The 24,544-nt window shown below is 67.7% G+C and carries 23 protein-coding genes and 4 pseudogenes; 21 read left to right on the top strand and 6 right to left on the bottom strand.

Going from position 1 to position 24,544, the window contains the following annotated elements:
- Nucleotides 1–6: 6 nt before the first annotated feature.
- The 7 genes and pseudogenes from KSF81_RS29165 (at nucleotide 7) to KSF81_RS05920 (ending at nucleotide 6,924) form a co-directional block, all read left to right on the top strand.
- Complete coding sequence (locus KSF81_RS29165) at nucleotides 7–480, top strand: M20/M25/M40 family metallo-hydrolase (protein WP_254453378.1); 474 nt, start codon at nucleotides 7–9, stop codon at nucleotides 478–480.
- Nucleotides 426–1,166 (top strand): M20/M25/M40 family metallo-hydrolase, encoded by a 741-nt coding sequence (locus KSF81_RS29160; RefSeq protein WP_309139483.1) that lies wholly within the window; start codon nucleotides 426–428, stop codon nucleotides 1,164–1,166. The genes KSF81_RS29165 and KSF81_RS29160 overlap by 55 nt, the downstream gene beginning before the upstream one ends.
- A gap of 65 nt (nucleotides 1,167–1,231) precedes the next feature.
- Complete coding sequence (locus KSF81_RS05940; protein ID WP_217378187.1) at nucleotides 1,232–3,034, top strand: hydantoinase B/oxoprolinase family protein; 1,803 nt, start codon at nucleotides 1,232–1,234, stop codon at nucleotides 3,032–3,034.
- On the top strand, nucleotides 3,031–5,091 hold the full coding sequence (locus KSF81_RS05935; protein ID WP_217378186.1) for a hydantoinase/oxoprolinase family protein: 2,061 nt from the start codon (nucleotides 3,031–3,033) through the stop codon (nucleotides 5,089–5,091). Before KSF81_RS05940 ends, KSF81_RS05935 begins: the two co-directional genes overlap by 4 nt.
- Nucleotides 5,092–5,101: 10 nt before the next feature.
- Nucleotides 5,102–5,494, top strand: a pseudogene (locus KSF81_RS29155) (transposase); the annotation flags it as partial.
- A gap of 135 nt (nucleotides 5,495–5,629) precedes the next feature.
- Nucleotides 5,630–5,962, top strand: a complete 333-nt coding sequence (locus KSF81_RS05925; protein WP_217378184.1) for a cupin domain-containing protein — start codon at nucleotides 5,630–5,632, stop codon at nucleotides 5,960–5,962.
- Nucleotides 5,959–6,924, top strand: coding sequence for a tripartite tricarboxylate transporter substrate binding protein (locus KSF81_RS05920; RefSeq protein ID WP_217378183.1), 966 nt, complete (start codon nucleotides 5,959–5,961; stop codon nucleotides 6,922–6,924). The genes KSF81_RS05925 and KSF81_RS05920 overlap by 4 nt, the downstream gene beginning before the upstream one ends.
- A 276-nt stretch (nucleotides 6,925–7,200) precedes the next feature.
- On the opposite strand, the gene KSF81_RS05915 is transcribed toward KSF81_RS05920, so the two are convergent.
- From KSF81_RS05915 to KSF81_RS05900, 4 genes are all read right to left on the bottom strand, one after another.
- The gene (locus KSF81_RS05915) at nucleotides 7,201–7,827 is read right to left on the bottom strand and encodes a nitrilase-related carbon-nitrogen hydrolase (protein WP_217378182.1); all 627 of its coding nucleotides are present in this window, start codon (nucleotides 7,825–7,827) and stop codon (nucleotides 7,201–7,203) included.
- Nucleotides 7,828–8,197: 370 nt separating this feature from the next.
- Nucleotides 8,198–9,136, bottom strand: a complete 939-nt coding sequence (locus KSF81_RS05910; protein WP_217378181.1) for a diguanylate cyclase — start codon at nucleotides 9,134–9,136, stop codon at nucleotides 8,198–8,200.
- Nucleotides 9,133–11,988, bottom strand: coding sequence for a response regulator (locus KSF81_RS05905; RefSeq protein WP_217378180.1), 2,856 nt, complete (start codon nucleotides 11,986–11,988; stop codon nucleotides 9,133–9,135). The genes KSF81_RS05910 and KSF81_RS05905 overlap by 4 nt, the downstream gene beginning before the upstream one ends.
- Complete coding sequence (locus tag KSF81_RS05900; RefSeq protein ID WP_217378179.1) at nucleotides 11,988–12,158, bottom strand: hypothetical protein; 171 nt, start codon at nucleotides 12,156–12,158, stop codon at nucleotides 11,988–11,990. Before KSF81_RS05900 ends, KSF81_RS05905 begins: the two co-directional genes overlap by 1 nt.
- Before the next feature lie 347 nt (nucleotides 12,159–12,505).
- Here KSF81_RS05900 and KSF81_RS05895 point away from each other — a divergent pair, with 347 nt between their 5' ends.
- The 13 genes and pseudogenes from KSF81_RS05895 to KSF81_RS05840 all read left to right on the top strand — a co-directional run bounded on the left by KSF81_RS05895 (nucleotide 12,506) and on the right by KSF81_RS05840 (nucleotide 22,314).
- Complete coding sequence (locus KSF81_RS05895) at nucleotides 12,506–13,087, top strand: IS110 family transposase (protein WP_217378178.1); 582 nt, start codon at nucleotides 12,506–12,508, stop codon at nucleotides 13,085–13,087.
- Nucleotides 13,088–13,873: 786 nt separating this feature from the next.
- Entirely contained in the window at nucleotides 13,874–14,056 is a 183-nt protein-coding gene (locus KSF81_RS05890) for a periplasmic nitrate reductase, NapE protein (RefSeq protein WP_254453377.1), read from the top strand.
- 11 nt (nucleotides 14,057–14,067) lie between these two features.
- Nucleotides 14,068–14,364: a 4Fe-4S dicluster domain-containing protein gene (locus KSF81_RS31295; RefSeq protein WP_217378177.1), complete on the top strand. Its 297-nt coding sequence runs from the start codon at nucleotides 14,068–14,070 to the stop codon at nucleotides 14,362–14,364.
- On the top strand, nucleotides 14,357–14,653 hold the full coding sequence (locus KSF81_RS05880; RefSeq protein WP_217378176.1) for a chaperone NapD: 297 nt from the start codon (nucleotides 14,357–14,359) through the stop codon (nucleotides 14,651–14,653). Before KSF81_RS31295 ends, KSF81_RS05880 begins: the two co-directional genes overlap by 8 nt.
- Nucleotides 14,634–17,147 (top strand): nitrate reductase catalytic subunit NapA, encoded by a 2,514-nt coding sequence (gene napA, locus KSF81_RS05875; RefSeq protein ID WP_217378175.1) that lies wholly within the window; start codon nucleotides 14,634–14,636, stop codon nucleotides 17,145–17,147. Before KSF81_RS05880 ends, napA begins: the two co-directional genes overlap by 20 nt.
- 35 nt (nucleotides 17,148–17,182) lie before the next feature.
- Nucleotides 17,183–17,659 carry a nitrate reductase cytochrome c-type subunit gene (locus KSF81_RS05870; RefSeq protein ID WP_217378174.1) on the top strand — a complete coding sequence of 159 codons (477 nt, stop codon included), beginning with the start codon at nucleotides 17,183–17,185 and terminating at the stop codon, nucleotides 17,657–17,659.
- A 104-nt stretch (nucleotides 17,660–17,763) separates the two neighbouring features.
- Entirely contained in the window at nucleotides 17,764–18,339 is a 576-nt protein-coding gene (locus KSF81_RS05865; protein ID WP_254453891.1) for a NapC/NirT family cytochrome c, read from the top strand.
- A 2-nt stretch (nucleotides 18,340–18,341) separates the two neighbouring features.
- Nucleotides 18,342–18,893: a DUF4142 domain-containing protein gene (locus tag KSF81_RS05860; protein ID WP_217378172.1), complete on the top strand. Its 552-nt coding sequence runs from the start codon at nucleotides 18,342–18,344 to the stop codon at nucleotides 18,891–18,893.
- 526 nt (nucleotides 18,894–19,419) lie between these two features.
- A pseudogene (locus KSF81_RS31910) lies at nucleotides 19,420–19,749 on the top strand (hypothetical protein); the annotation flags it as partial.
- Between the two features lie 67 nt (nucleotides 19,750–19,816).
- Complete coding sequence (locus KSF81_RS29145) at nucleotides 19,817–20,323, top strand: hypothetical protein (protein ID WP_309139482.1); 507 nt, start codon at nucleotides 19,817–19,819, stop codon at nucleotides 20,321–20,323.
- Between the two features lie 295 nt (nucleotides 20,324–20,618).
- Nucleotides 20,619–21,287 (top strand): transposase, encoded by a 669-nt coding sequence (locus KSF81_RS31290; RefSeq protein WP_217378171.1) that lies wholly within the window; start codon nucleotides 20,619–20,621, stop codon nucleotides 21,285–21,287.
- An 11-nt stretch (nucleotides 21,288–21,298) separates the two neighbouring features.
- Nucleotides 21,299–21,634, top strand: a complete 336-nt coding sequence (locus KSF81_RS05845; RefSeq protein WP_256444243.1) for a transposase — start codon at nucleotides 21,299–21,301, stop codon at nucleotides 21,632–21,634.
- Nucleotides 21,631–22,314, top strand: coding sequence for an IS3 family transposase (locus KSF81_RS05840; protein ID WP_254453376.1), 684 nt, complete (start codon nucleotides 21,631–21,633; stop codon nucleotides 22,312–22,314). Before KSF81_RS05845 ends, KSF81_RS05840 begins: the two co-directional genes overlap by 4 nt.
- Here the strand turns inward: KSF81_RS05840 and KSF81_RS05835 are convergent.
- A complete protein-coding gene (locus KSF81_RS05835) occupies nucleotides 22,214–23,614 on the bottom strand; it encodes an IS30 family transposase (RefSeq protein WP_217378041.1) in 1,401 nt (466 codons plus the stop codon). The genes KSF81_RS05840 and KSF81_RS05835 overlap by 101 nt on opposite strands.
- 44 nt (nucleotides 23,615–23,658) lie before the next feature.
- On the opposite strand from KSF81_RS05835, the pseudogene KSF81_RS05830 reads away from it, so the two are divergent.
- Nucleotides 23,659–23,961, top strand: a pseudogene (locus KSF81_RS05830) (integrase core domain-containing protein); the annotation flags it as partial.
- 39 nt (nucleotides 23,962–24,000) lie between these two features.
- Here KSF81_RS05830 and KSF81_RS05825 read toward each other — a convergent pair.
- Nucleotides 24,001–24,484 (bottom strand): annotated as a pseudogene (locus KSF81_RS05825) (IS5 family transposase); the annotation flags it as partial.
- Nucleotides 24,485–24,544 lie beyond the last annotated feature (60 nt).

Here is a 24,544-nt window from a genome sequence, read left to right as displayed (position 1 = left end):
AGCGGCATGAGCGAGGCACGGGTCATCGAATGGCTGGCTGGGCAGCAGGAGGCAATGCTGACGCTGCTGCGCGAGTTGGTTGGTATCGATGGCGGCACTTACGACAAACCCGGGGTGGATGCGGTTGGCACGGCGCTGCGCCGCTTCCTTGAAACCCAGGGAATCGCCGTGCGGACCATCCCGCAGCAGCGCTTCGGAGATACCCTGCGTGCCAGCGTGCCGGGCGGCGATGCGGCGCGCGGCAACATCCTGCTGATGGGCCATCGCGACACGGTCTATCCCCAGGGTGAGGTGGCGCGGCGCCCCTTCACCATTCGGGATGGCTTCGCCTGGGGGCCCGGGGTCTCCGACATGAAGGCCGGGCTGGTAACGAACAGCTTCATCCTGGCCGCCTTCGCCAAATCGGCGGCGCGCCGGGGCCGCTGGTGGGACTCTACACGGCGGATGAGGAAATCGGCAGCCCCGAGGGCAAGCCGGTGATCGAGGCCGAAGCGCAGGCCGCCCGCGTGGTGCTGAACAGCGAACCGGCACGGGCTTCCGGCAATGTGGTGACGGGCCGGCGCGGTGGGGTCTTCTCGCTGCTGCGGGTCACCGGCAAGGCGGCGCATTCCGGGGCGCGGATCAATGAGGGCATCAGCGCCATCGAGGAGTTGGCGCAGAAGATCGTCGCCATCCATGCGCTGCGTGATGACGCGGCCGGCGTCTCCTTCAATGTCGGCCTGGTGCGCGGCGGGCAGAGCGTGAACAGCGTCGCCCCCTGGGCGGAATGCGAGATCGACCTGCGCTACCGCACGCCGGAGCAGCGCGAGGCGGCCATTGCGGCACTGGATGCCATCGTGGCGCGCGCCTGGGTGCCCGGCACCACGGCGACGCTGGAAATCAAGGGCGAGTTCCGGGCCATGCAAGCCACGGATGGCGTGCTGAAGCTGTTCAACCTCTACCAGCAGGCGGCGCGGGCCAGCGGCTATGCGGTGGAGGGCGAATACACGCTGGGCTGCGCCGATAGCGGCTTCACCGCCGCGCTGGGCGTGCCGACGCTCTGCGCCGTTGGGCCGCAGGGCTATGGCGGGCACAGCCTGGAGGAAAGGCTGCGGCCCGAGACCATGGTGCCACGCGCCCAGGCGGTGGCCCGGACCATTCTGTGGCTGGACCGCGCCGGGCTGTAACGCCACGGCTTGACAGCGCGGCGCCATCGCACCCAGCCTTTTCGCCTGGGGCGAGGACCAAGGCAATGGACGACCAGCGCAAACTGACAACCGTGGCGGATTCAGCCGTGGACCCGGTGACGCTGGAAATCATCCGCGGCGGGCTGCGTTCGGTGCAATCCGAGATGGAGGTGCTGATCGAGCGCACCGCCATGTCACCCTTCATCCGTGAGAAGAAGGACTATGCCTCGGGTCTCTACGCCGCCGATGGGCGCCTGATCGCCGGCAAGACCCTGCCCTTCGCCACCGACCTGGTGACCCCGATCTTCGCCGAGTATCCGGCCGAAACGATGCAGCCCGGCGATATCTACTGGTACAATGACTGCTACGCGTCGCATGGCGCCGTCACCCACACCCCGGACCAGGTTCTGGTCTCGCCGGTCTTCGCCGAGGATGGCCTCATCGGCTTCTCGCAGACCTGGGCGCATTTCGCCGATATAGGCGGCATGCGGCCCGGCTCGCTGTCGCCGGACTGCACCGAGATCTTCCAGGAAGGCACCATCGTGCCGCCGGTGCGGCTGGCGCGCGCAGGCGTGGTGCAGGAAGACCTGCTGCGCATCTTCATCCGCAATTGCCGCTTCCCCGGCATGGTGCGGGGCGACCTTCGGGCGCTGCTGGCCGCCGTGGCGCTGGGCGAAAGGCGGCTGGAGGAAATGGCTCGACGCTTCGGCCCGGCCCGGCTGCGCGCCGCCTTCGCCACCCTGCTGAGCCGCACCGAAGCCGCGCTGCGGGTTCGCATGGCGGCGCTGGTGGCGCCGGGCATCTATCGCTTCGCCGAGTCCATCGATACCGACGGCCATGGCAGCGGCCCTGTAACCATCCGCTACAAGCTCGAAGCCACCGAGGATGGCCGCTTCCTGCTGGACCAGACCGAGACCGACGACCAGACCCGCGGCCCGATCAATCTGGTGCTGAACCGCAGGGCCCCCGGCGTGCTGGTGGGCGCCTATCTGCTCGGCAGCAGCACGGAGATATCGCTGAACGCCGGCGCCGAGGCGTTGTTCGACGAGGTGAAGCTGCGCGACGGTTCGGTGCTGCAGCCGCGTTTTCCGGCGCCGCTGGGCCAGCGCGGCGTCACCATGCTGCGCAATCTCTCCGGCTATCTCGGCCTGCTCAACACCGCTTCGGGCGGCCGCGCTTCGGCCTCGCACAGCCCTTATGCCATCTGGATGGTGCGCGGCAGCACGATGGACGGGGAACGCTTCCTGATGTCGGATGGCGTGGCCTGCGGCTATGGCGCGCGTCCCTTCGCCGATGGTCACGACGCGGTCTACCTGGTGGCGCAGGAGAATTACCCCGCGGAATTCGTCGACATCTCCTACCCTATGCGGGTGCGCTGCTATGGCATCAATCCCGATACCGGCGGCCCCGGGCGCTGGCGCGGCGGCTGTGGCGTGGTGCGGGAGATGGAGGTTCTGGCCCGGGAAGCCCTGCTCTCGGTGCGTTTGGACGCCATCGACCATCCACCCTGGGGCACAAGCGGCGGCATGTCGGCCGGCACCGGCCGCTGCGTGGTGAATCCGGGGCGGGCGGATGAACGTGTGCTGGCGCCGTTGAGTGACGGCAACCTCCTCAAGCGCGGTGACGTCATCCGGCTGGAAACCGGCGGCGGCGGCGGTTGGGGCCACCCCTTCGATCGCGAAGCGGCGCGCGTGCTGGCCGATGTCCGCGGCGGCTTCGTCAGTCGCGCCAGCGCCGAGCGGGACTACGGCGTGGTGCTCAGCGCCGATGGCCGCAGCGTGGACGCCGCGGCGACGCAACAGCGCCGCGCAGCACGGCCCGAGGGTAAACTCTTCCACCGTAACCGCTATGCGGAGAGCCTGGCATGAGCGGCAGCACCGAAGGCGCGGTCATCGGAGTCGATACCGGCGGCACCTTCACCGATGTAACGCTGTACGACCCCGCCAGCGGCAGCCTGGTGGTGGCAAAAACCCCCTCGACCCCGCATGATCCCTCCGAGGGCTTCGGCAACGGCCTGGCGGCGGTGCTGGAACTTGCCGGGCTGGAGGGCTGGAAGATTGGCCGGGTGCTGCACGGCACCACGGTTGCCACCAACCTCATCCTGGAACGCAAGGGCCCGCCGGCGGCGCTGCTGGTGACCACTGGATTCAAATACGTCCTGGAGATCGGCCGGCACGACATTCCGCGCCGCGCCAACCTGTTCACCTGGCAGAAGCCGCTGCGCCCGGTGCCGCCCGAACACATCTGGGAAATCGGCGGCCGCATCGACCCTGACGGCAGCGAGCACGAACCCCTGGATGAGGCCGCCCTGCACCAGGCAGCGCGCGAGATTGCCGCCGAGGGCATCGGCACCATCGGCATCGTGCTGCTGCACAGCTATGCCAACGCCGCGCATGAAAAGCGCGCCGCCGAAATATTGCGCGAGGAACACCCCGGCGCGCTGGTCTCGATTTCCTCGGAAGTGCTGCCGGTACTGCGTGAATACGAGCGCAGCGTGGTGACGCTGCTGAATGCCTATGTCATGCCCACCGTCTCCACCTATGTGGAGCGGCTGGAGCGCCGCGCGGAGGAGCGCGGTATCGGCGCGCCGCTGCTACTGATGAAATCCAGCGGCGGTGTGGCCAGCGCCCGTGCCATTCGCCGTTCGCCGGTGGAAACTGCCTTGTCAGGCCCAGCGGCAGGAATCGTCGGCGCCAGCTTCGTGGCGCAGCAGGCCGGCTTCGACGACCTTGTTACCATCGATATTGGCGGCACTTCTGCTGACATTGCGCTGGTGCGCGGTGGTCAGCCGGGGCTGACCACCAATAGCCGCATCGCCGACTGGCGCGTGACGCTACCAATGGTCGATCTCACGACCATCGGTGCCGGCGGCGGGTCCATTGCCCGAATTTCCGAGACCGGCGGGCTGGTGGTAGGCCCGGAAAGTGCCGGCGCTGCGCCCGGGCCGGTATGCTACGGCCGCGGTGGCGAACAACCCACCGTCGCCGATGCCCACCTGGTGCTGGGCAACCTGCCGCAACGCCTGCTGGATGGCGGCTTCGTGCTAGATCGTACGGCGGCGCATCAGGCCATTGCCAGGCGTATCGCCGAGCCGCTGAACCTGGGCGTGGAGGAGGCAGCGCGCGGCATCATCGACATCGTCAACAACACCATGGTCGGCGCCATCCGCATTGTCTCGGTGGAGCGCGGGCATGACCCGCGGGACTTCGTCCTGGTACCGTTTGGCGGCGCCGGGCCGCTGCATGGCGGGGCCCTGGCGCGTCTCATTGGCTGCCTCACCCAATTAATTCCTCCGGCGCCCGGCGTGCTGTCGGCTCTCGGCCTGCTCGCCTCCTCGCTGCGTGCGGAATTCTCACGCAGTTGCGTGCAACGCCGCGGCCGGTTCGACCTGGACCGCATCGCCACCGTCTTCGCCACGCTGGTGCGCGACGCAACGGCCTGGCTGACGGAGGAAGGCGTGCCGGACGCGGCGCGCCGCATCACCTGGCACACCAGCCTTCGCTATGAGGATCAGGGCAGTGAACTGACCCTGCCCTGGTCCGGCAGCACCATTGATGAAATGACCCTCGCCGCGACCCTGGCGGCCTTCCATGCCGAGCATGAGCGGCTCTATAGCTTCCGCCTGGATGACGTGCCGGTGGAAATGGTGACCTTGCGAGTCGATGCCCTTGGCCTGTTGCCGCCGCTGAAGCTGCGCGAAATCCCGTCCGGCGGCCCCGCTGCCGGGGCCATCACCAGCCGCCAGCGCATCCACTTTGCCGAGGGCGCCGTGGAAACACCGCTTTACGACCGAGCGCGGCTTGGTGCGGGTGCCGTGCTGCAGGGACCAGCTATCATTGCCCAATTGGATTCCACCACCCTGATCCTGCCCAACCAGATAGCTGAAGTGCATCCCTCCAGCGCGCTGGTGGTGAGGGAAGCATAGGCCCTCGGGTTTTGGCGCTGTCTGCCCCAAGGAGGGTAAGGGCGCGGCGCTGGTCCTGCCACACTGCAACACCGAGGCGATGAACCTGCACCTCGTCGAGATCGCCGCCGCGGTGGCGCCGGGGGCACACGCGGTGCTGCTGCTTGATCAGGCCGGGTGGCCCGTGTCGGACAAGGTGGCGGTGCCGCCGAACATTACATTCGCCCCACTGCCATCCAAGTGCCCCGAGATCAACGCGATGGAGAACGTCTGGGAGTTCGTGCGCGACAACTGACTCTCGAGCCGCGTTTTCCGGTCCTACGATGTCATCGTCGACCACTGCTGCGACACTTGGAACAGGCTCGTCGACCAGTCATGGCGCATCATGACCCTTAGACTGCGCGACTGGGCATATAGCTTCTGATCAGCGGGACTTGGTATGAATCTGCACAGATCCTGCCGTGCTGCCTCGCAACCCCCCTTGCATGTTTCCGAAGGCGACACGGTGAGAGCAAATGGTATCCTCAGTCCCGATCTGTCGTCCCTCGAGGAGCCCGCAATGGCCACTCAGCCGCCCTACAGGGTCAAGCTGGTCGAATCGGTAATGACCGGCGCCGACATCACCGTGCGCCGCTTCGTGCTCGCGCCGGGCGAAGCCATCCCCTGGCATCGCCACAGCTCGACCGACGATCTCTGCGTCCTGCTCTCCGGATCGCTTCGTGTGGAGACGCGTGAGCCGGGGACGGAGCGCGTGCTGGCGCCGGGCGGCACGCACCGGACGCCGGCCGGCACGCTGCACCACCTGTCCAATGCGGGTGCCGAGGATTGTTGCTTCCTGTTGATCCAGGGTGTCGGCACGCGGGACTTCGTCAAGCTGGAGCCCTCCGCATGATCGCCCGCCGTGCGGCGCTGGCCTTTCCTGCGCTGCTGCTGGCACCGCGCGTGGGCGCGCAAGGCTGGGCGCCGACGCGGCCGATCCGCTTCGTGCTGCCGCTGGCCTCCGGCGGCAGCCTGGACGCGCTGGCGCGACTGATCGGCGTGCGCGTCTCTTTGCTGCTCGGCCAGCCGGTGGTGGTGGAACCGCGCCCGGGTGCCGGTGGCAACATCGCCTTCGAGTATGTCGCGCGCGCCGCCCCGGATGGGCACACGATCCTGGTCGGCTGGGACTCTCTAGTGATCAACCCGACACTCTACGGCAGCGTCCGCTACGATCCGGTGGCCGATTTCGTCCCCATCGTGCAGACCATCGGGGCGCCGCAGGTGCTGGTAGTACGCGCCGACGGGGCTCGCGACCTGGCCGCGCTGGTCGCCATGGCCAAGGCCGGGCGGCCGCCGCTGAACTGGGCCTCGCCGGGCAATGGCAGCATTGGCCATATGACCGGCGAGTTGTTCCGCGCCGCCGCCGCCCTGCCTGACTTCGCCCATATTCCCTATCGCGGCGCCGCGCCGGCGATCGTGGACTTGCTGGCGGGCAATGTGCACGCCCTCTGGGTCAGCCTTCCTGCGGCGGCGGAGCATCTGCGCGAAGGGCGGCTCCGTGCCCTCGTGTTGACCAGCGCGGCGCGCTCCTCGGTGTTGGCTACAGTGCCGACGGCGCGCGAGGCTGGCTACGCCGACCTCGTCATCGTCTCCTGGCAGGGGCTACTGGCGCCAGCCGGCACGTCCGTGCCAGCGATCGCCACGCTGAACGCCGCGGTGAATGCGGCGCTCGACAGCGAGGAGCTGCGGGTCTGGATTGCCGCGCAAGGATCGGAGCGCGTCGGCGGCGCGCCGGAGGTGCTGGCCACCCAGATCCGCGCCGACCTGCCGCGCTGGGCCGAGGTGGTGCGCCGCTCCGGAGCGCGGCCGGACTGAGTTGCGGGCGCTCAGAGCCCCTCCATCAGGAGACGCTCATCGGCGCGCAGCAACTCCTCGAGGATGCGCACCGTCTCACGCACGCGCGGCACCCAGGCCAGCTCCTCTGGCGGGCGAGTTCCAGAAGGGCAGGTCGTTCCAGTCGAACATCGGGGCGCAGTATGCCACGCTGCTGTGCCACGCCGAAACGGCCGAGGCACGGTCTGCTACGCGGTGTCGTCGAACTCCGGGAAAGCGACTTCGCCTCGATGGAATGAGCGCCGCAGCGGATGCGGATCACCTCCTCGATGTCATAGGCCGCCGCCTCGCCGGGGGGCCGGGTTGACCAGATCGGCGGGAAGGTGGCCAGGTAAGCTGCTCGCCCTCGGCCATCAGCGCGAAGCGGGCGAGCGGGTTGGTGTTCTCGCCACAGATCAGGGTACCGAGGCGACCGATCGCCGTCGCCGTGACACGCAGGCCGGCCGCGTCGCCCGGCACCCAGACGAGCTTCTCGTAGTAGGTCGGGGCGAGCTTGCGGCGATGATTCAGCACGCGCCCGTCGGGCCCGATCAGTAGATTGCTGTTACACAGGCAGCCGACCGAGGCCTCGGTCGCCTCGCTGAAGCCGAAGGAGAGATAGATGCCGTGCCGCCGCGCCGCCGCGCGCATCCGCGTCACCTCTGAGCCATCAGCACGAATGGAGTGCGCGGCGAAGCGACGGAACCACTCATGCGTGAGGATCGGCGCTGCGAGCGCGGTCCAGACTGGAAAGCCGGAGATGAAGCTCTTGGGGAAGACGACGAGCTGCGCGCCCGCCCGCACTGCCTCCGCCGCGGCGTCGCAGGCCTTGTCCACGGTGCGGGCGGCATCCAGCCAGACCGGAGCGAGGTGCGCCGCGGCGACGCGGATGCGGGGCAGGTTCATAGGCAGCGTCCCTCCTTCGGGGTCAGCATCCCCGTCGGGAGCATCCGCGGCGACTGCAGATCGGTGCAATCCGCCTCGTGCGTTTCGGCCGGGCGATGGACATGAGGCTCAGCCCCTCCGCCCTGGCGTGCCTACGGGTGGTATCCTCCGGGTCAGGAGGTAGGGCGGGACAATATTGGACCCGAACACCTGAGTAGCCCGACCTTGCTCACGTGGCAGCGGTCCCGGCGACTATCCGGGCTCTCGGACGCGATGGAGCGCCGGATCCCCGGCGTGGTCCGCGTCTCCATCCCGGGCACCATGCACGAGGTGAGCCAGTAGAACCCAGACGCGTTCAACAGGCGGTGCTCGGTTGCCTTACCCACACATGTCAGGCGGCCTGAAGCTCTTTCAGCTCCCTATCCTCGAACACGCGACCTACTACGTTATTCCGGCCCGCGGCCTTGGCGAGATAGAGCTGCGCATCGGCCGCCCTGATCCAGCTGGAAAGATCGGCGCCCGGGGTGCAGATCGCGGTGGCAACGCCGACACTCACCGTGACGTAAGGCGCCGCATCCGACTGACTGTGGGGAATGCCGAGCGCCTGGACGCGATCGCGGATGTTGTGCGCGACGGCCATTGCCTCTTCGTGGCCCGCCTCGGGCAGGACGCAGGCGAACTCCTCGCCGCCATAGCGGACGGCCAGGTCCGCCGCCCGGCGCACGGCACGGTTCAAGGTAGCGCCGACCATTGCGATGCAGCGATCCCCGGCGCTGTGCCCGTAGCTGTCGTTGAATCGCTTGAAGAAGTCGATGTCGAGAATAATGACGGAGAGGTCCGCGGCGGTACGCGCCAGGCGGGCGACCTCCTGGCTCAGGGTCCTCTCCAAGCGCCGGCGATTGCCCAGGCCGGTCAGCGCGTCCGTGACCGTGAGTTCCGCCAGTTGGTCGCGCATCTGTTTCATCTCGATGTGGTTGCGCACGCGCGCCTGGACGATCACCGGGGAAATCGGCTTGGTGACGTAGTCGATTGCGCCGAGGCCAAGCCCCCGCACTTCCGCCTCCTGGTCGCCGAGTGCCGTGGTGAAGATGACCGGAATATCGGCGAGCAGCGGGTCCGCCTTGAGGCGGCGGCACACCTCGTAGCCATCGACGTCCGGCATCAGCACGTCGAGCAGGATCAGGTCCGGCATGGCCGTCTGCGCGACGGTCATGGCCTCCTCGCCGGAGGTGGCGAAGCAGATCTCGTGATCCTCCTCGAGTACGGCGCTCAGGATCTCGATGTTCGAGACCTTGTCGTCGACAATCAGGATAACGGCCCGCTTGCTCATCGGACGAGCTCCTTCAGGGCGGCTGCCTGGCCGGTCAGGTCCTCAAGCAGCGCAACTGCCCGGGTGTAGTCGAGCGCGGCCACGGCAGCGGCCACTGGGCGAAGCCGCACTGCCTCTGGCGCCGCCCCGAGCGTCGTCTCCAGTGCCTCCAGGGTCTTCCGTGCCCGAAGGCTGCGACGTTGGAGTTGCTCCTTCAGCTCGGCGATCACGGGCAGGACGGCCGAGTAGTCGAGCGCCGCAGCGGGCCCGATGGGCGCCGCCTCTGGTACGGCCGCCGGCTCCCCTGCCAGGGACCGGGCCGCGGTAAGCGCCGGGGCCATGGCAAGGTCGAGCCGGTCAAGCAGCGCCTCCAGCTCCACGGTCTCATGCTGGGCCAAGGCATCCTCGAGTTGCCGCGCCGCCTCGGAGACTTTCCGGATTTCGAGTGATCCCGAGACACCCTTCAGCGTGTGGGCGAGCCGGCGGGCCTCCTCCAAGGCGCCAGCCGCAACCTGCTGGCGCAACGTCGAGACGGCATCCGGAAACTTCCTGGAGAAGTCGGCTATGAGCTTGCGCAGGAGCTTCCGCTTGCCGTTCACCCTCACCAGGGCAGCGTCGAGGTCGAAGGGCGGCAAGGAGGCCGGGAGATCCTCGACCGATACGGTGGGCTCGATGGCTGGAGCCAGCGCGGCGGCCGGTGCCCTGCTCCCGGTCGGCTTGAGCCAGCGGTTCAGCGTCGCGACCAACCCTGCCGGATCGACCGGCTTCGCAATGTGGTCGTTCATGCCCGCCGCGAAGCAGCGCTGCCGCTCCTGCTCGTAGGCATGCGCCGTCATGGCGATGATGGGCAGGCGGTCCGCCGGCCACCGCTCGCGGATGCGCATAGTGGCTTCAATGCCGTCCATCTCGGGCATCTGCACGTCCATGAGCACGGCGCCGAAGCTGCCACCGGCGAGCACCTTGTCGAGCGCAATGCGCCCGTTCTCGGCGATCTCCACGACCAACCCCGCGTCGGCCAGGATCTCGACCGCGACCTCCCGGTTGATCTCGTTGTCCTCGGCCAGGAGCACCCGGGCGCCACGCAGCTCCGGCGCGACCTTGGGCAGGGCGTCCGGGCCAGCCGCCGGCGCTGCCGGGGCGGCCCGGCCACTGCTGCCGAACAGGTTGGTGATGGTGTCGAGCAGCATCCCGGCATCGACGGGCTTCACCAGGAATGCAGAAATGCCAGCCGCCTCGGCCTCGACCATGGCCTCCGCACGGCCGTAGGCGCTCACCATCATGACGGTGGGCAGCTTTGCCAGCTGGGTACTCTCCCGGATCTGCCGGGCGGCCTCCATACCGTCCATGCCCGGCATCTTCCAGTCCATCAGGACCAGGTCATGGGGAGCGCCGCGCGCCGTCCCAGCCTGCAACGCGCTGAGTGCCTCCGCCGCAGAAGCGGCAAGGTCGACGTGGATGGACCAGGCGGCAAAGATCTCCTGCAGAATTTCTCGCGACGCCGCGTTGTCGTCCACCACCATGACCCGGAGGCGCTTCAGGCCTTCGGGCGGTAGGCGGCTTGGCGCCAATCTGCCCGCGCCCACCTCCAACTGGACAGTGAAGCGGAAGGTGCTTCCCTTGCCCGGCTCGCTCTCCACCCCCACCGTGCCGCCCATCAGTTCGACCAATTGGCGGCTGATGGCGAGCCCCAGGCCGGTGCCGCCGAACTTCCGGGTGGTGGAGCTGTCGGCCTGAGAGAAGAAGCGGAAGAGGTTCGCCTGCTGCTCCGGGGTCATGCCGATCCCGGTATCACGGACCGTGACCTCGAGGACGATGTCCGTATCATGCCGATGGAGCGGCCGGATGGCGACCGCGACCTCGCCGCGCTCGGTGAATTTGATGGCATTGCCGACGAGGTTCAGGATCACCTGGTTGAGGCGCAGTGAATCACCCACGAGCACGGCCGGGACCTCCCGGTCGACATCGAAGTGGAGGTCGACGCTCTTCTCAAGTGCCCTGACCGCGGCGATGCTGGAGACGCTCTCGAGGGACGATCGCAAGTCGAAAGGCGCCCGCTCCAGGGAGAGCTTGCCGGCCTCGATCTTCGAGAAGTCCAAAATGTCGTTGATCAGCCCGAGGAGGGCGCTGCTGGCCGACTTGATCTTCAGGACGTAGTCGCGCTGCTTCGGGGTCAGCTCGGTCCGCAGTGCCAGATGACTGAAGCCGAGGATGGCATTCATGGGCGTCCGGATCTCGTGGCTCATATTGGCCAGGAAAAGGCTCTTCGCGACGTTCGCCGCCCTGGCCTCCTGCGTCCGCTCCTCGACCTTCTGCTCCAGCGTCTCGTTGCTTCGGAGAATCTCCGCATTCATCGCGCCAATGCGCCGGAAGCTCGACACGAGCGTGTTGCTGAACCAGACGAGGACGCCAGTCTGCAATGCGACGATCCCCGCGTGGAGGGAGACGCGGCCGAGATCGGCGCCGGCCGGAAAGACTGCAGCGGGCAGGACAAGGTTGAGCGTGAGATGGTGAAGCGCCACGGAGATGGCGGCAACCACCACGACACGCCAGTCGCACCATCCGATCAACAGGGCAAGCCCGGCAAAGAAATACATGTGCATGTCCATCTGCCAGGCACTGCCGGCCAGCAGGTAGACGAGCAGCGCCGGTTGCGCCATGAGCGCCACGGCTGAGATGTAGCGAGTGACGGGCGCAGCACCCCGCCGCCGCCAGCACATGTGGAGCACAGCAGCGAGCGTCGCGGTGAAGACCACTGGTGCGATCGGTGGGCGGCCAGCCGCGACGGCCGCCACGGCGATGCCGGGAACATGCAGCCAGAGGAACAACACGAGGAAGCGGGCGAAGCGCGCCCGCAGTCTGTCGAGTTCGGGCACTAGGCTTCGCCTTTCACCAAGTCAGGGTTGCGCTTGGCACCGAGGCATAGGCAGCCACGCAACAGCACGGGGTCGAGCACCAGCCATGCGCCAGTGCGGTAAAGAGCGTCGACAAAGGCCGGGTCGTCTGAATGCGCGATCACGACGTTGGGCAGGCTGCCCGCGTCCATAAGGGCTCCACCAGCAGCGCCGACTATCTCTGCCGTCGCAACCCGCCCATGCCAGGGAGCCGCGAAGACCGCGAACTGGGTCTGCCCGGCGCGGGGTGCCAAGCCAACAAACAGGCCGCCGACGATGCTAAGGAGCAAGAGGGTCGCTGCTGGAAGCAGCCCGACCCAAGCATCTCGGTCCCCGTGGCTATAGTGCGACATGATGTGAACCCGTACCGAAGATCATAGCTGCAGCCCCGCTGGCAGGCTTGGGCCGCCAGCCTCTCACGCCGCTGTGAGCGTAAAGCCTCTATGCTCCCATACGAGAAAAATCATCATGGAATATTAACCAGGAGGGGAATTCCCGAATGCGGCGCTCGGCTCAGCCCAAGATCAGAGCTTCTGCGGGCGCCCTTCGGCGCCGCCGCTGCCCATGTCCCTCGCCGAGCAGCCCGGCACTCCGGGCGCGGTCCAGCAGAGCCTTGACCGAGGAGGGGCAGGTCTACCAGCTCGACCGCGAAATAAGGGCGGCTATCCGCCAAGACCAGGCCTGCCGACTACTGATGACGGCGCCCGGCGTGGGCTGCATGACCGCGGTGAGTTACGTCGCGGCAGTCGAGGACCCAAGCGAGTTCCGCTCGGCGCGGGCGGTGAGTGCCTGGATCGGACTGACACCAAGGCGCTACCAGTCGGGCGAGATCGACGTCTCGGGTCGCATCTCGCGTCAGGGCGACAAGCTCCTACGCAGCTACCTCTATGAGGCCGCCGCCCACGTGCTGACCCGCGCAACCACGGACTCCGCGCTCCGGCGCTGGGGCGAGGCCGTGCGGGCCAGGATCGGCTTCAAGCGCGCAGTGGTCGCCGTCGCGCGCAAGCTGGCCGTGGTGCTGCACGCGATGTGGAAGCACAACCGGCCCTTCGAGCCCGGCTTGGCGGTCGTGGCGGCATAGTCCGGCGCGGCGGCAGCTCCGAGCTTCGCTGTCACCCGGCGGCGGAGGCGTCCCTGCCGGGACGCAGGACGGGGTCATCGCGATATGCCCGGCGCGGCCCCAGTGGACCGCGTTTCGAGACAGAGCGAGGCCCCACCCGAACCTCATCATGCGGCGGGTCCGTCCCGACCGCGAAGACAACCCGAGCGTAGCCGATCAGCGCCATGCGGCGGCGGGCCGGGCCGGGGTGAGGCACGGGCTGGGTGGCAGGGCGGGTCCCCGTTCCGGAACGGTGCCGATACCCGCCTTTGTCAAATCCGGTAAGATACGACGAAAGGTTCGATTCAGAGTAACTTGCTTGAAGTAAAAAAGGGCTCCAGGAAAGGCAGGGAGGCCTACAGCTGCTGGCCCAGGACCTCGAGCCGCAACTCCGGCGCTACGCCCCGAGGACCGGCGTGGCCATAGCTACGATGAGCCTGGCGTGATCGGCATTGATTGACTGGCTGAGCCGGCACACACCCACGGCCGAGGCTGACTATTTCTTCTGCGGCCCGAAGCCATTCCTGCGTGCCTTCATGAGTGGCTTGGCCCGCGCGGGCGTGGCCTCCGACCGAATCCATTACGGGTTCTTCGGACCGGCGGACGAGTTGCTCGTGGCCTAGCGGCGGCGACCCTGCGGGACGTCAGATCAAGTACTGCCGAAGCCGGGGTATGGGCCGCCGTCGCGGCCCCGGGTCACGCGCAGGTGACCGATGCGAGAGCCGACGCCTGTTATTGTGAATCAACTATCCGTAGGTGGATGAACCCTTGGATATCAAGGCGACCGACCCACTCGCAGAGGCAGGAGCGCTGCGGAGACGATACGAAGCCTTCGTGTTCCTGCTTCTTGCCGTCCTGATCTGGCCCTTCATCGCCGTCGGCGTTGTCGCGGGCTGGGGCTTCGTCGTCTGGATGTACTACCTGTTCACCGGCCCGCCGGGCCCGGTGTGACGCCGCCGGCCATGGCCCGCCTCGGCCGACGCGGTGTCCTGCTCGGCAAGCCCGCCATCGCCGATGACCGGCCGGTGCGGTCGGTCGCTCTCATCGCCAGGTCCTGCCTCGCCCTCCACGGCGTCGCCTGCATGAGCTGCCGGGACGCATGCCTGGCCGGGGCCATCCGGTTCTCCCTCGCTCGCGGCGGCGCCGTCCCGCGCGTGGAGACCGATGCCTGCACGGGCTGCGCAGCCTGCGTCCCTGTTTGCCCAGCCTCGGCCATCGCCATCGCGTCGCCATCGACCAGGGGCTCGCCCGGTGCCTGACGAATTCCACATCTCCAGCCTTGTCGTCCACTGCCGCAGGGAGAGCGCCGCCGACGTTGCGACCGCCCTGCGCGCCATGGACGGCATGGAGGTCCATGGCGGCGTGCCGGAGGGGAAGCTCGTCGTCACGCTCGAGACGACGACGGAGAGCGAGATCGTTGAGCGCCTGAACCAGGTCCAGCTTCTCGCAGGCGTCCTCGCCGCCACACTCGTCTATCACCAGTTCGAGCCAACCTCACGCAGGGAAGCCAGCACCGGGGGCTGCAGACATGGAACTCTCGCGCCGTGACATGATGAAGGCTCAGGCGGCTGCTGCTGCCGCCGCTGCGGCCAACGTCACCCTGCCCGCGCAGGCGCAGAACATCCAGCTTGGCGAGGAGCTGCGGCTGAAATGGGACAAGGCGCCCTGCCGCTTTTGCGGCACCGGCTGTGGGGTCATGGTGGGCGTGAAGGACGGCCGCGTCGTCGCCACCCACGGCGACATGCGGGCGGAGGTCAACCGCGGACTCAACTGCGTGAAGGGCTACTTCCTCTCGAAGATCATGTACGGGGCGGACCGGTTGACCCGTCCACTCATGCGGATGCGGAACGGGCGCTTCGACAAGGAGGGCGAGTTGCAGCCCGTCTCCTGGGACCAAGCCTTCGACACCATGGCCGCATACTGGAAGCGGGTGCTGAAGGAGAAGGGGCCGGAGGCCGTCGGCATGTTTGGCTCCGGCCAGTGGACGCTCTGGGAGGGCTACGCTGCCTCGAAGCTGATGCGGGCCGGATTCCGCTCCAACAACCTGGACCCGAATGCCCGCCACTGCATGGCCTCGGCCGCCGTCGCCTTCATCCGCACCTTCGGCATGGACGAGCCGATGGGGTGCTACGACGACTTCGAGCACGCCGATGCCTTCGTGCTCTGGGGCTCGAACATGGCGGAAATGCACCCGATCCTCTGGACCCGGGTGACCGACCGCCGCCTCAGCGCCGAGCACGTCCGCATCCACACCCTCTCGACATACGAGCATCGGACCACGGATCTCTCGGACGCCGCCGTCATCTTCAAGCCAGGCTCCGACCTGGCGATCCTGAACTACATCGCCAACCACATCATCCGCTCTGGCGCGGTGAACCGGGAGTTCGTCGAGAAGCACGTCAACTTCCGCCTCGCCAACACCGACATCGGCTATGGCCTCAGGCCCGAGCATGTCCTCGAGCAGCGCGCCCAGCACGCGAACGACGCCCAGGTTTCCCAGCCCGCCGATTTCGACGCCTATGCCCGCTTGGTTTCCGAATACACGCTGGACCGAGCGTATGAGCTCTCGGGCGTGCCGAAACCCCAGCTCGAAGCGCTGGCCAAGCTCTACGCCGACCCGAATACCAAAGTCATGTCGCTCTGGACTATGGGCTTCAACCAGCACGTCCGCGGCGTCTGGGCGAACCACATGGTCTACAACCTCCACCTGCTGACCGGGAAAATCTCCGAGCCGGGCAACAGCCCCTTCTCGCTCACCGGCCAGCCCTCGGCCTGCGGCACGGCGCGCGAGGTCGGCACCTTCTCGCACCGGCTTCCCGCCGACATGCTGGTGGCCAATCCCGAGCATCGCAAGCATGCGGAGCATCTGTGGAAGCTCCCTGACGGCCTGCTGCCGGGGAAGATTGGTTTCCACGCCGTCGAGCAGGACCGGATGCTGAAGGACGGCAAGCTCAATGCCTACTGGATCATGTGCAACAACAATCTCCAAACGGCGCCCAACACCGGCAACGAGACCTATCCCGGCTACCGTAACCCGCAGAACCTCATCGTCTGCTCCGATCCCTACCCGACGGTCACGACCATGGCCGCCGACATCGTCCTGCCTACCGCGATGTGGGTGGAGAAGGAGGGAGCCTACGGCAATGCAGAGCGGCGCACCCATTTCTGGCACCAGCTGGTGGACGCCCCGGGCGAGGCTCGTTCCGATCTCTGGCAGCTCATGGAGTTCTCGAAGCGCTTCACTACCGACGAGGTTTGGCCCGCGGAAATCCTGGCGAGAGCCCCGGAGTACAGAGGCAAGACGCTTCACGACGTGCTCTTCCGGAACGGCCAGGTGGACCGGTTTCCGCTCGCCGAGATGGCTCCGGGCTACGAGAACCGCGAGTCGAAGGAGATGGGCTTCTACGTCCAGAAGGGACTCTTCGAGGAGTACGCTGCCTTCGGCCGGGGCCACGGCCACGACCTCGCTCCCTTCGATACCTATCATGAAGTCCGCGGCCTGCGCTGGCCGGTGGTGGACGGGAAGGAAACCCGCTGGCGCTACCGCGAAGGTCTCGACCCCTATGTGGAGAAGGGGACAGGTATCCAGTTCTACGGCAACCCCGACAAGCGCGCGAACATCATGGGCGCACCTTACGAGCCGCCCGCCGAGGCACCCGACGCGGAGTACGATTTGTGGCTGGTCACCGGCCGGGTGCTGGAACACTGGCATTCCGGCTCAATGACGCTGCGGGTGCCCGAGCTCTACAAAGCCTTCCCCGGCGCCGTCCTTTTCATGCATCCGGAGGATGCGCAGAAGCGCGGCCTGCGCCGTGGCCAGGAGGTCCGCATCGCGTCCCGCCGCGGCGAGATCCGCAGCCGGGTGGAGACGCGGGGCCGCAACAAGGTTCCCAGGGGCGTCGTCTTCGTGCCCTTCTTCGACGCCAGCCAACTCATCAACAAGGTTACGCTGGACGCCACTGACCCGATCTCGAAACAGAGTGACTTCAAGAAATGCGCGGTGAAAGTGGTTGCGGCGACGACACAGGCGGCGGCGCCGTAACCCTCAGCACCGGACGTTCGCGGAGGACCGCGCTGATGCGCTCGCGCCTGCTGTTCGGTGTTATGGCTGGCGTCGTCTGCCTCGCCACCGGGACGCTACTCGCCCAGGACGCACCGAGGCTGAGGGGCCCCGAGCCTTTCACCCGCGAGCAGCCTGCGCCGCCCCTGCCGCGACCGATCACCAATGACGTGCGGATCCGGCGCAATTACCCCGACCAGCCGCCGGTCATCCCGCATTCGATCGAGGGTTATGCGCTCGACCTCAACGCCAACAAATGCATGTCCTGCCACGCTCGGCGCTTCACCGAGCAAAGCCAGGCACCGATGATCTCGGTGACGCATTACCAGGACCGCGAGGGCAACACCTTGGGTGGCCTCGCGCCCCGACGCTACGCCTGCCTTGCCTGCCATGTGTCGCAGACCGAGGCGCGGCCGCTGGTCGAAAACCGTTTCACCGACATGGACGCGCTGACCGAGCCGGAGCGCCAGCCCGGCGGCCGGAGCAATCGCTGATGTCCGGCGCGGAGGATGCCTCACCTCCCACAGGGAGTGGAAAGGCCGAGGTGCCGCCCCGCAAGCCCGGCCCGATACGGCGCCTGTGGAACTGGTTCTGGCGGCTGAAGCTGGTCCGGGTGGCGACCTCGCCCGCCACAGGCTTCAGCCTGGCCTTCCTGACGCTCGGCGGCTTTGTCGCCGGCGTGATCTTCTGGGGTGGCTTCAACACGGTGCTGGAGGCGACGAACCAGCCCGAATTCTGCATCAGTTGCCACGAGATGCGGAGCAACGTCTTCGAGGAGTTGCAAGGCACCATCCATTTCACCAACCGGTCCGGTGTGCGCGCGGGCTGCCCGGACTGCCACGTGCCGCATGAGTGGACGCGGAAGATCGCGCGGAAGATGCAGGCCTCCCAGGAGGTCTGGGGCCACATCTTCGGCACGATCTCCACGCGTGACGCTTTCCTCGACCTCAGGCGGCACCTCGCGGAGCGCGAGTGGGCGCGCATGCAGGCGAATGACTCGCTGGAGTGCCGCAACTGCCATTCCGCGGTTTCCATGGACATCTCGAAGCAGAACCCGCGGGCGGCGGCGGCGCATGAGCGGTTCCTGTTCACGGGGGAGCGGACATGCATCGACTGCCACAAGGGCATCGCCCACAGGCTACCCGACATGACCGGCGTGCCGGGATGGCAGTAGCCATGATACCTGGCACCACGCGCCGCGTTATCCTCCTGTCCGGCGGCGCCGTTGCGATTGCTCCACTCGTGCCTGGATCCTCCACCCCCGCCGCAGCCCAACACGCGGTCGCAGACGCCCGCCCTGTTGATCCCGGGCGGTTCCTCGCCTTCGCCTACAGTTCCGCGGTGCTGCAGGAGCGAGCGTCGGCTCTCGCCGCCTCAAGGGACACCAGGCCGGAGGTCAAGGAATCCGCGAACGAGATGGCGCGGTTCCGAGGACAGCAACTGCCCCGCCTGCGCGCCGTCGCTCAGGAGCGCAGCCTGACGCTCCCGGCGGAGGAGGAGTTCGAGCATAGGGTAGTCCTTGAGAACCTGGAGCCACTCGACTCCCTCGAGTTGAGCCGTCGCTACGCGGAGGTCCAGGTCCAAGCGCTGGCGCAGGAGATCCGGGGCTACGAAGCCGCCGAGCAAGGGGCGGATGAAGGTATGAAGCGGCTTTCTGCGGAGATGCTGCCGCAAGTCCGGCCGCGGCTCGAGGCGGCCCGCCGGATGCATGACAGCGTGAAGCCCTAGCCTTTCCTATTCGCCGGATGACGTGGGCGGAGGCCTTCGGGGGGGCGTCCGCTCGCTGAGCATGCCTTCGCGCCGCTCGCGGCGGTGATGTTGGGCTTGGGGTATGCGACGTTTGAGGATGCGGGAGGATGGGCTCGGCGGGGCATTGGCCCCGTTGATCCGGGTCCGGCTGGGTGGAAGCTGCGGGCGAGGCCACGAAACAGCGCCGCATGCGGGCAGGCTGCGGCGAGGGCGATGCGGACCCTGGTGGCGGTCTCGATGACCCGGCCTGCCACTTTGAGCAGGTGCAGCGTTGGGGGCGGTGTTCCCAACGGCGTGGACCAAATGTGGCGGCGACCTCGCCGTGTGGCACGTTCAGGATAGCGGAACGCCCGAGCATCCGGCCGCCACTCACGGCTCGGCGCCCACAGACGGCGCCGGTGATTTTCTTGATAGTGTTCTTGATCCGAGCCTCGGCGGGCCCGAATGGCCCTTGCCGGGGCCGCCGGGCTAAAGTCGAACACCACATGCCTCGAAGGAGACTTCGATGTCCAAGAAGCACAAGGGCAGCAGGAGCGACGGACGCGCGCAGGATCGCGCCTCCTCGGACGCGGCGCCCGGTGCAAGGCAAGCGGGCGACGCGGCCGGCATGGCTCAGGGCGAACGAGGTAAGCTCTCGCGCAAGTCGTACGAGCGTGCGCTGTTCGACCTTCATGTCGAGCTGGTGAAGCTGCAGCAGTGGACCCAGGCGACAGGGGCCAGGATCTGCATCGTCTTCGAGGGCCGAGACGGCGCGGGCAAGGGCGGCACCATCAAGGCTATCACCGAACGCGTGAGCCCGCGTGTCTTTCGCGTGGTCGCGCTGCCGGCGCCGACCGAGCGTGAAAAGTCGCAGATGTACACTCAGCGCTACATGGCCCATTTCCCGGCTGCGGGGGGAGATCGTGATCTTCGATCGCAGCTGGTACAACCGCGCCGGCGTCGAGCGGGTGATGGGTTTCTGCACGGAGGCCCAAGTGAAGCGGTTCTTGGACCTGACGCCCGCCGTGGAGCGCACCATGGTGGATTCGGGCATCATCCTCCTGAAGTATTGGCTGGAAGTGAGCCCCGAAGAGCAGACTCGGAGGCTGGAGGCACGGATCACCGACGGCAGGAAACCCTGGAAACTCTCGCCGATGGACCTCGAGTCCTACAGCCGCTGGTATAACTACTCGCGCGCGCGCGATGACATGCTTCGGGCAACCGACACGCCATGGGCGCCATGGCACGTCGCGCATTCCGATGACAAGAGACGTGCACGCTTGAACATCATTCGCCACCTCCTGAAGCAGATCCCTTACGAGGCACAACCACGCCAGAAGGTGAAGTTGCCGAAGCGACAAGAGGCCGACGGATACGTGGAGCCGGACTATCCCTTCAAGGTCATCGCCGACACGGTGGAGGTTGACTGATCCGGGATCGCCCATCCGATCATCTCGAAGGCCTGCAGGCCGGCGCAGGGCAAGCCGGTGGTGGATGCGGTGCGGACGATGGGCGTCTCCGAGCCGACATGGCATAACTGAGGGCGGGCGCACTCCGGGGTTGGTGGCAGAGAATGGGTCGCCACCCAGGCGATCGGAGGAGTGCGAGATGACCTGCTTTGTCGGCCTCGACGTCTCCATGGAGGAGACTGCCTATTGTGCCCGAAACCCCGAGGGGCGTGTCCTCGGCTAGGGCAAGACCGCGACGGACCCGGACGCGATCGCCGTGGCGCTAGCGCGCTTCGGCCGCCCCGCCCGGGTGGTGCTCGAGACGGGGCGGATGGCGAACTGGCTGCACCGGCAGCTGATCGCCCGCGACCTGCCGGCCGTCTGCGTCGATGCGTGCCAGGCGCATGCGGTGCTGAGCCAAATGCCGAACAAGACCGACGCGAACGACGCAGCGATGCTGGCCGAGCTGGCACGGACCGGCTTCTATCGCGCGGTCCGGGTCAAGAGCGAGGCGGCCCAGGGCATGCGGGCGCGGCTCAAGGCGCGCGCCCTGGTACTGCGCCAGCGCATGGACCTGGACAACACCATCCGTGGCCTGCTGACGAGCATGGGCGTGCGCCTGCCGAAAGGGCCGCGGCGCTGGGCCGACCGGGTGGAACTGGCACTCGAGGCCAACGAGGCGCTCGCCTTGGCGCTGCGGCCGCTGCTGCGCCTGCGCGAGGACCTTGCCCGGTCCCTCGCGGAGCTCACCCGGCGGCTGCTCGCCGAGGCCAAGGGCTCTGACCTGTGCCGCAGGCTGATGGGCGTGCCGGGCGTCGGCGCGATCACCGCCTATGCCTTCCTGGTCACCATCGACGACCCCACCCGGTTCGCCCATTCCAGATCCGTGGGTGCCTGGGTTTGGGTTTGCCCCGTCTCGGTGGACATCCACGAAGCTTTCGCGTGAGGTGTCCCCCAATGCCCAAAACCCATCCTGCGTACGCGCCGGAGTTCCGGCGCCAAATGGTCGAGCTGGTCCGTGCCGGACGCGACCCGGCCGACCTTGCCCGCGAGTTCGAACCCTCCGCCCAGGCCATTCGGAACTGGGTGGCTTCTGCCGACCGGCAGGAGGGTCGGCGTGAGGTGAAACCTGCCCCCGCCGAGACCGGCCTGAATGCCACCGAGCGCGAGGAGCTCGCGCGGCTCAGGCGCGAGAACAAGCAGCTGCGCCAGGAGCGCGACATTCTCTCTCGAGCGGCGGCCTGGTTTGCCCGCGAGACCGGGACGATCCCGTCCGGGTCTTCGAGTTCATGAAGGCAAACCAGGCCTCCTTCCCGATCGCCCGGATGGCCCGCCTGCTCGGCGTCTCGCGCGCCGGCTACTACGCTTGGCTCGGTCGGCCTCTGTCGGCCCGTGCCGAGGAGGATGCGGCGCTGCTGCGGCGGATCCGCACCGTGCACGCGACCTCGCGCCAGACCTACGCCGCGCTTACGGTGCATGCCGCCCTGCGCTCTGCCGGTATCCGGCACGGCCGCAAGCGCATTGCACGGCTCATGCGCAGCACCGGGCTGGTCGGTGCCAGCCATCGCCGCGGCGGACCGGTGACAACCCGCCGTGACGACAGCAGCAGGCCGGCGCCGGACCTGGTCGACCGCAACTTCACGGCCAGCGGTCCCAACCAGCTATGGGTCGCAGACATCACGTTCATTCCCACGGCAGCCGGCTTCCTCTACCTCGCCGTCGTGCTCGATGTCTGGAGCCGCAAGGTCGTTGGCTGGGCTACCGCCAACCATCTCCGCACCGAGCTGGTGCTCGATGCGCTCGACATGGCCGTCGGCCAACGCCGGCCGCGCGGCGTCATTCACCACTCGGATCAGGGGTCGCAACCCAGGCTCAACTGGTCGTCGCAACGCCTGCCTGAGCCGATCGCAGCGCCTCGTCAAGCGCTTCGGCTGGCGTTCTCCAGCCGAGCGTCTTGCGAGGCCTGCCATTGAGCGCCGCAGCCACGGCCGCGAGGTCATCGGCGCCGTGCGCGCTCAGGTCAGTCCCCTTCGGGAAGTACTGCCGCAGCAGCCCGTTGGTGTTCTCGTTCGTGCCACGCTGCCACGGGCTGTGCGGCTCGCAGAAGTACACCTGCACGCCGGTGTCGATCCGCAGCCGGGCGTGCTCGCTCATCTCCGCCCCCTGGTCCCAGGTCAGCGACCGGCGCAGCGCCTCCGGCAGGGTGGTGATCATGCGGGTGATGGCGTCGCGCACCGCTTCCGCCCCATGCCCGGCCAGCGCCGGGCCGTTCTTGACGCGCGTTCCCTCTCCATGACCCGGCATGCGGGGCAGGTGCAGCAGCATCGTGAACCGCGTCGTGCGCTCCACCAGGGTGCCGATTGCTGAGCTGCCAAGGCCAAGGATGAGGTCTCCCTCCCAATGCCCCGGCACGGCCCGGTCGTCCGCCTCCGCCGGGCGCTGGCTGATCAGCACCTCGGGCGCGACATGCGACTTGCCGCGCCCCCGGCTCCGCGCCCGCGGCACGCGCAGCGCCCGCCCGGTTCGCAGGCAGGCCGTCAGCTCGCGGCGCAGCGCGCCGCGGCCCTGGACGTAGAGCGACTGGTAGATGGCCTCATGGCTGATCCGCATCGCACCATCGCCAGGAAAGTCGAGCCGCAGCCGCCGCGAGATCTGCTGCGGGCTCCATCCTCTCGCCCAGCGCCGAGGCTGCCTCGGTCCATGCCGCCGGCCCTTCCACGGCACCGCCGGTCCGGGCACCGTAGCCCCGCCTGGAGAGACCACGGCACCCGCCAGCCGATCTTGCACATACGCCCTCAGCGCCGGGTGCGTCACCAGCTTCGCCGGCTTCGGACGCCGCGCCGCCCGCTCAGCATGCCACTGCGCCGTCGTGGCCCTGTACTCCAGGTTGCCGCTGCGCGTGGCCGCATTGCGCCGTAGCTCGCGCGAGACCGTCGATGCCGCCCGTCGCAGCCGCCGGGCAACCTCTCGCACTCCACAGCCCTGGGCTCGCAGCAGCGCAATCTCCTCGCGCTCCGCAAACAACAGGTATCGTCCCGAAGGCGGCTTTGACGACCGCCCGAGCGTCGATGGTGGCATCCCGCCCGCCTCCCGAAACCAGCGGGACCCAACCGCCTCCGACACCCCCACGCCGATCGCCGCGTCCCAGCTCGACTGTCCCGCCGCAATCAACGTCCAGAAGCGCCGCTGGTCCTCACGCCGGGCTACTCCCGGGCGGCCTGGCGAAGGAGACTTCGCCCGCAAAGCCCGATCCGAACGCCGCCGACCCGCCATCGCAACCACCCTCCGCCTTGGTGTTGCGACGACCACTTGAATCCACCCAGTACGTCGCAATTCGGTATACAGAGCGCCTGCTCGAGGCCGGGATCGAGCCCTCCGTCGGCAGCGTCGGCGATTCCTACGACAACGCGCTGGCCGAGACCGTGATCGGTCTGTTCAAGACTGAGGTGATCCGGCGGCGCGGCCCGTGGCGCAGCATGGAGGCGGTCGAATACGCCACCCTGGAGTGGGTGGACTGGTACAACAACCGCCGCCTCCTTGAGCCGATCGGCAACATCCCACCCGCCGAGGCCGAGGCGCGCTACTATGCTCAGCTCGAGGCTCCCGCCTTGGCGGCGTGACCCAAGCCAACCAGCCTCCGGCAAACCCGGGGCGGTTCAGATGGCCTGCATCAGCAGTCCCTGGGTGTAGACCAGGACGTGGCGCTTCTTGCCCTTGATCTTCTTGCCCGCATCAAAGCCCGCCGGGTCGATGCTGCGCCCCCTTTTTCCGCGCTCTTGACGCTTTGGCTGTCGATGATCGCTGCCGTCGGGCTGGCCTCGCGCCCGGCCTGCTCGCGGCACAGCACGTAGAGCGCGTGGTGGATGCGATCGAGCGTGCGGTCCGCGTCCCAGCGCCGCAGGTAGTCGTTCACCGTGCTCCGCGGCGGCAAATCCTTCGGCAGCGCCGCCCACTGGCAGCCGGTGGAGAGGATGTACATGACCCCGTTGACCACCGCGCGCTCATCGATCGTTCGCTTGTTGCCGCCGCGCTTCGCCGACGGGACCAGGGGGGGGCGATGATTGACCACTCCTCATCCGTCACGTCGCTCGGGTAGCGCAGTTTGCTGCGGTCGTACTTCGGTCGGTTCTCAGGCGTCCACATGACAGCCCTTCTCCCGGATCGCACCATCCCAGGCCAGTCACAACCGATTCAGATGTCTCG

This window comes from Siccirubricoccus sp. G192, assembly GCF_019084075.1.
Taxonomy (GTDB): domain Bacteria; phylum Pseudomonadota; class Alphaproteobacteria; order Acetobacterales; family Acetobacteraceae; genus G192.
This window is presented reverse-complemented; position numbering and strand designations above follow the sequence as displayed.

What these genes read in the sequence shown, in the direction of transcription:
- KSF81_RS05915 (WP_217378182.1), bottom strand. Translation starts at nt 7,827, where the DNA reads ATGAACCTGCCCCGCATCCGCGTCGCCGCGGCGCACCTCGCTCCGGTC.
- KSF81_RS05870 (WP_217378174.1), top strand. Translation starts at nt 17,183, where the DNA reads ATGCGCTCGCGCCTGCTGTTCGGTGTTATGGCTGGCGTCGTCTGCCTC.
- KSF81_RS05935 (WP_217378186.1), top strand. Translation starts at nt 3,031, where the DNA reads ATGAGCGGCAGCACCGAAGGCGCGGTCATCGGAGTCGATACCGGCGGC.
- KSF81_RS05920 (WP_217378183.1), top strand. Translation starts at nt 5,959, where the DNA reads ATGATCGCCCGCCGTGCGGCGCTGGCCTTTCCTGCGCTGCTGCTGGCA.
- KSF81_RS05925 (WP_217378184.1), top strand. Translation starts at nt 5,630, where the DNA reads ATGGCCACTCAGCCGCCCTACAGGGTCAAGCTGGTCGAATCGGTAATG.
- KSF81_RS05845 (WP_256444243.1), top strand. Translation starts at nt 21,299, where the DNA reads ATGCCCAAAACCCATCCTGCGTACGCGCCGGAGTTCCGGCGCCAAATG.
- KSF81_RS29165 (WP_254453378.1), top strand. Translation starts at nt 7, where the DNA reads ATGAGCGAGGCACGGGTCATCGAATGGCTGGCTGGGCAGCAGGAGGCA.
- napA (WP_217378175.1), top strand. Translation starts at nt 14,634, where the DNA reads ATGGAACTCTCGCGCCGTGACATGATGAAGGCTCAGGCGGCTGCTGCT.
- KSF81_RS05895 (WP_217378178.1), top strand. Translation starts at nt 12,506, where the DNA reads ATGCGGCGCTCGGCTCAGCCCAAGATCAGAGCTTCTGCGGGCGCCCTT.
- KSF81_RS05835 (WP_217378041.1), bottom strand. Translation starts at nt 23,614, where the DNA reads ATGGCGGGTCGGCGGCGTTCGGATCGGGCTTTGCGGGCGAAGTCTCCT.
- KSF81_RS05940 (WP_217378187.1), top strand. Translation starts at nt 1,232, where the DNA reads ATGGACGACCAGCGCAAACTGACAACCGTGGCGGATTCAGCCGTGGAC.
- KSF81_RS05860 (WP_217378172.1), top strand. Translation starts at nt 18,342, where the DNA reads ATGATACCTGGCACCACGCGCCGCGTTATCCTCCTGTCCGGCGGCGCC.
- KSF81_RS05910 (WP_217378181.1), bottom strand. Translation starts at nt 9,136, where the DNA reads ATGAGCAAGCGGGCCGTTATCCTGATTGTCGACGACAAGGTCTCGAAC.
- KSF81_RS05900 (WP_217378179.1), bottom strand. Translation starts at nt 12,158, where the DNA reads ATGGACGCGGGCAGCCTGCCCAACGTCGTGATCGCGCATTCAGACGAC.
- KSF81_RS31295 (WP_217378177.1), top strand. Translation starts at nt 14,068, where the DNA reads ATGGCCCGCCTCGGCCGACGCGGTGTCCTGCTCGGCAAGCCCGCCATC.
- KSF81_RS05840 (WP_254453376.1), top strand. Translation starts at nt 21,631, where the DNA reads ATGAAGGCAAACCAGGCCTCCTTCCCGATCGCCCGGATGGCCCGCCTG.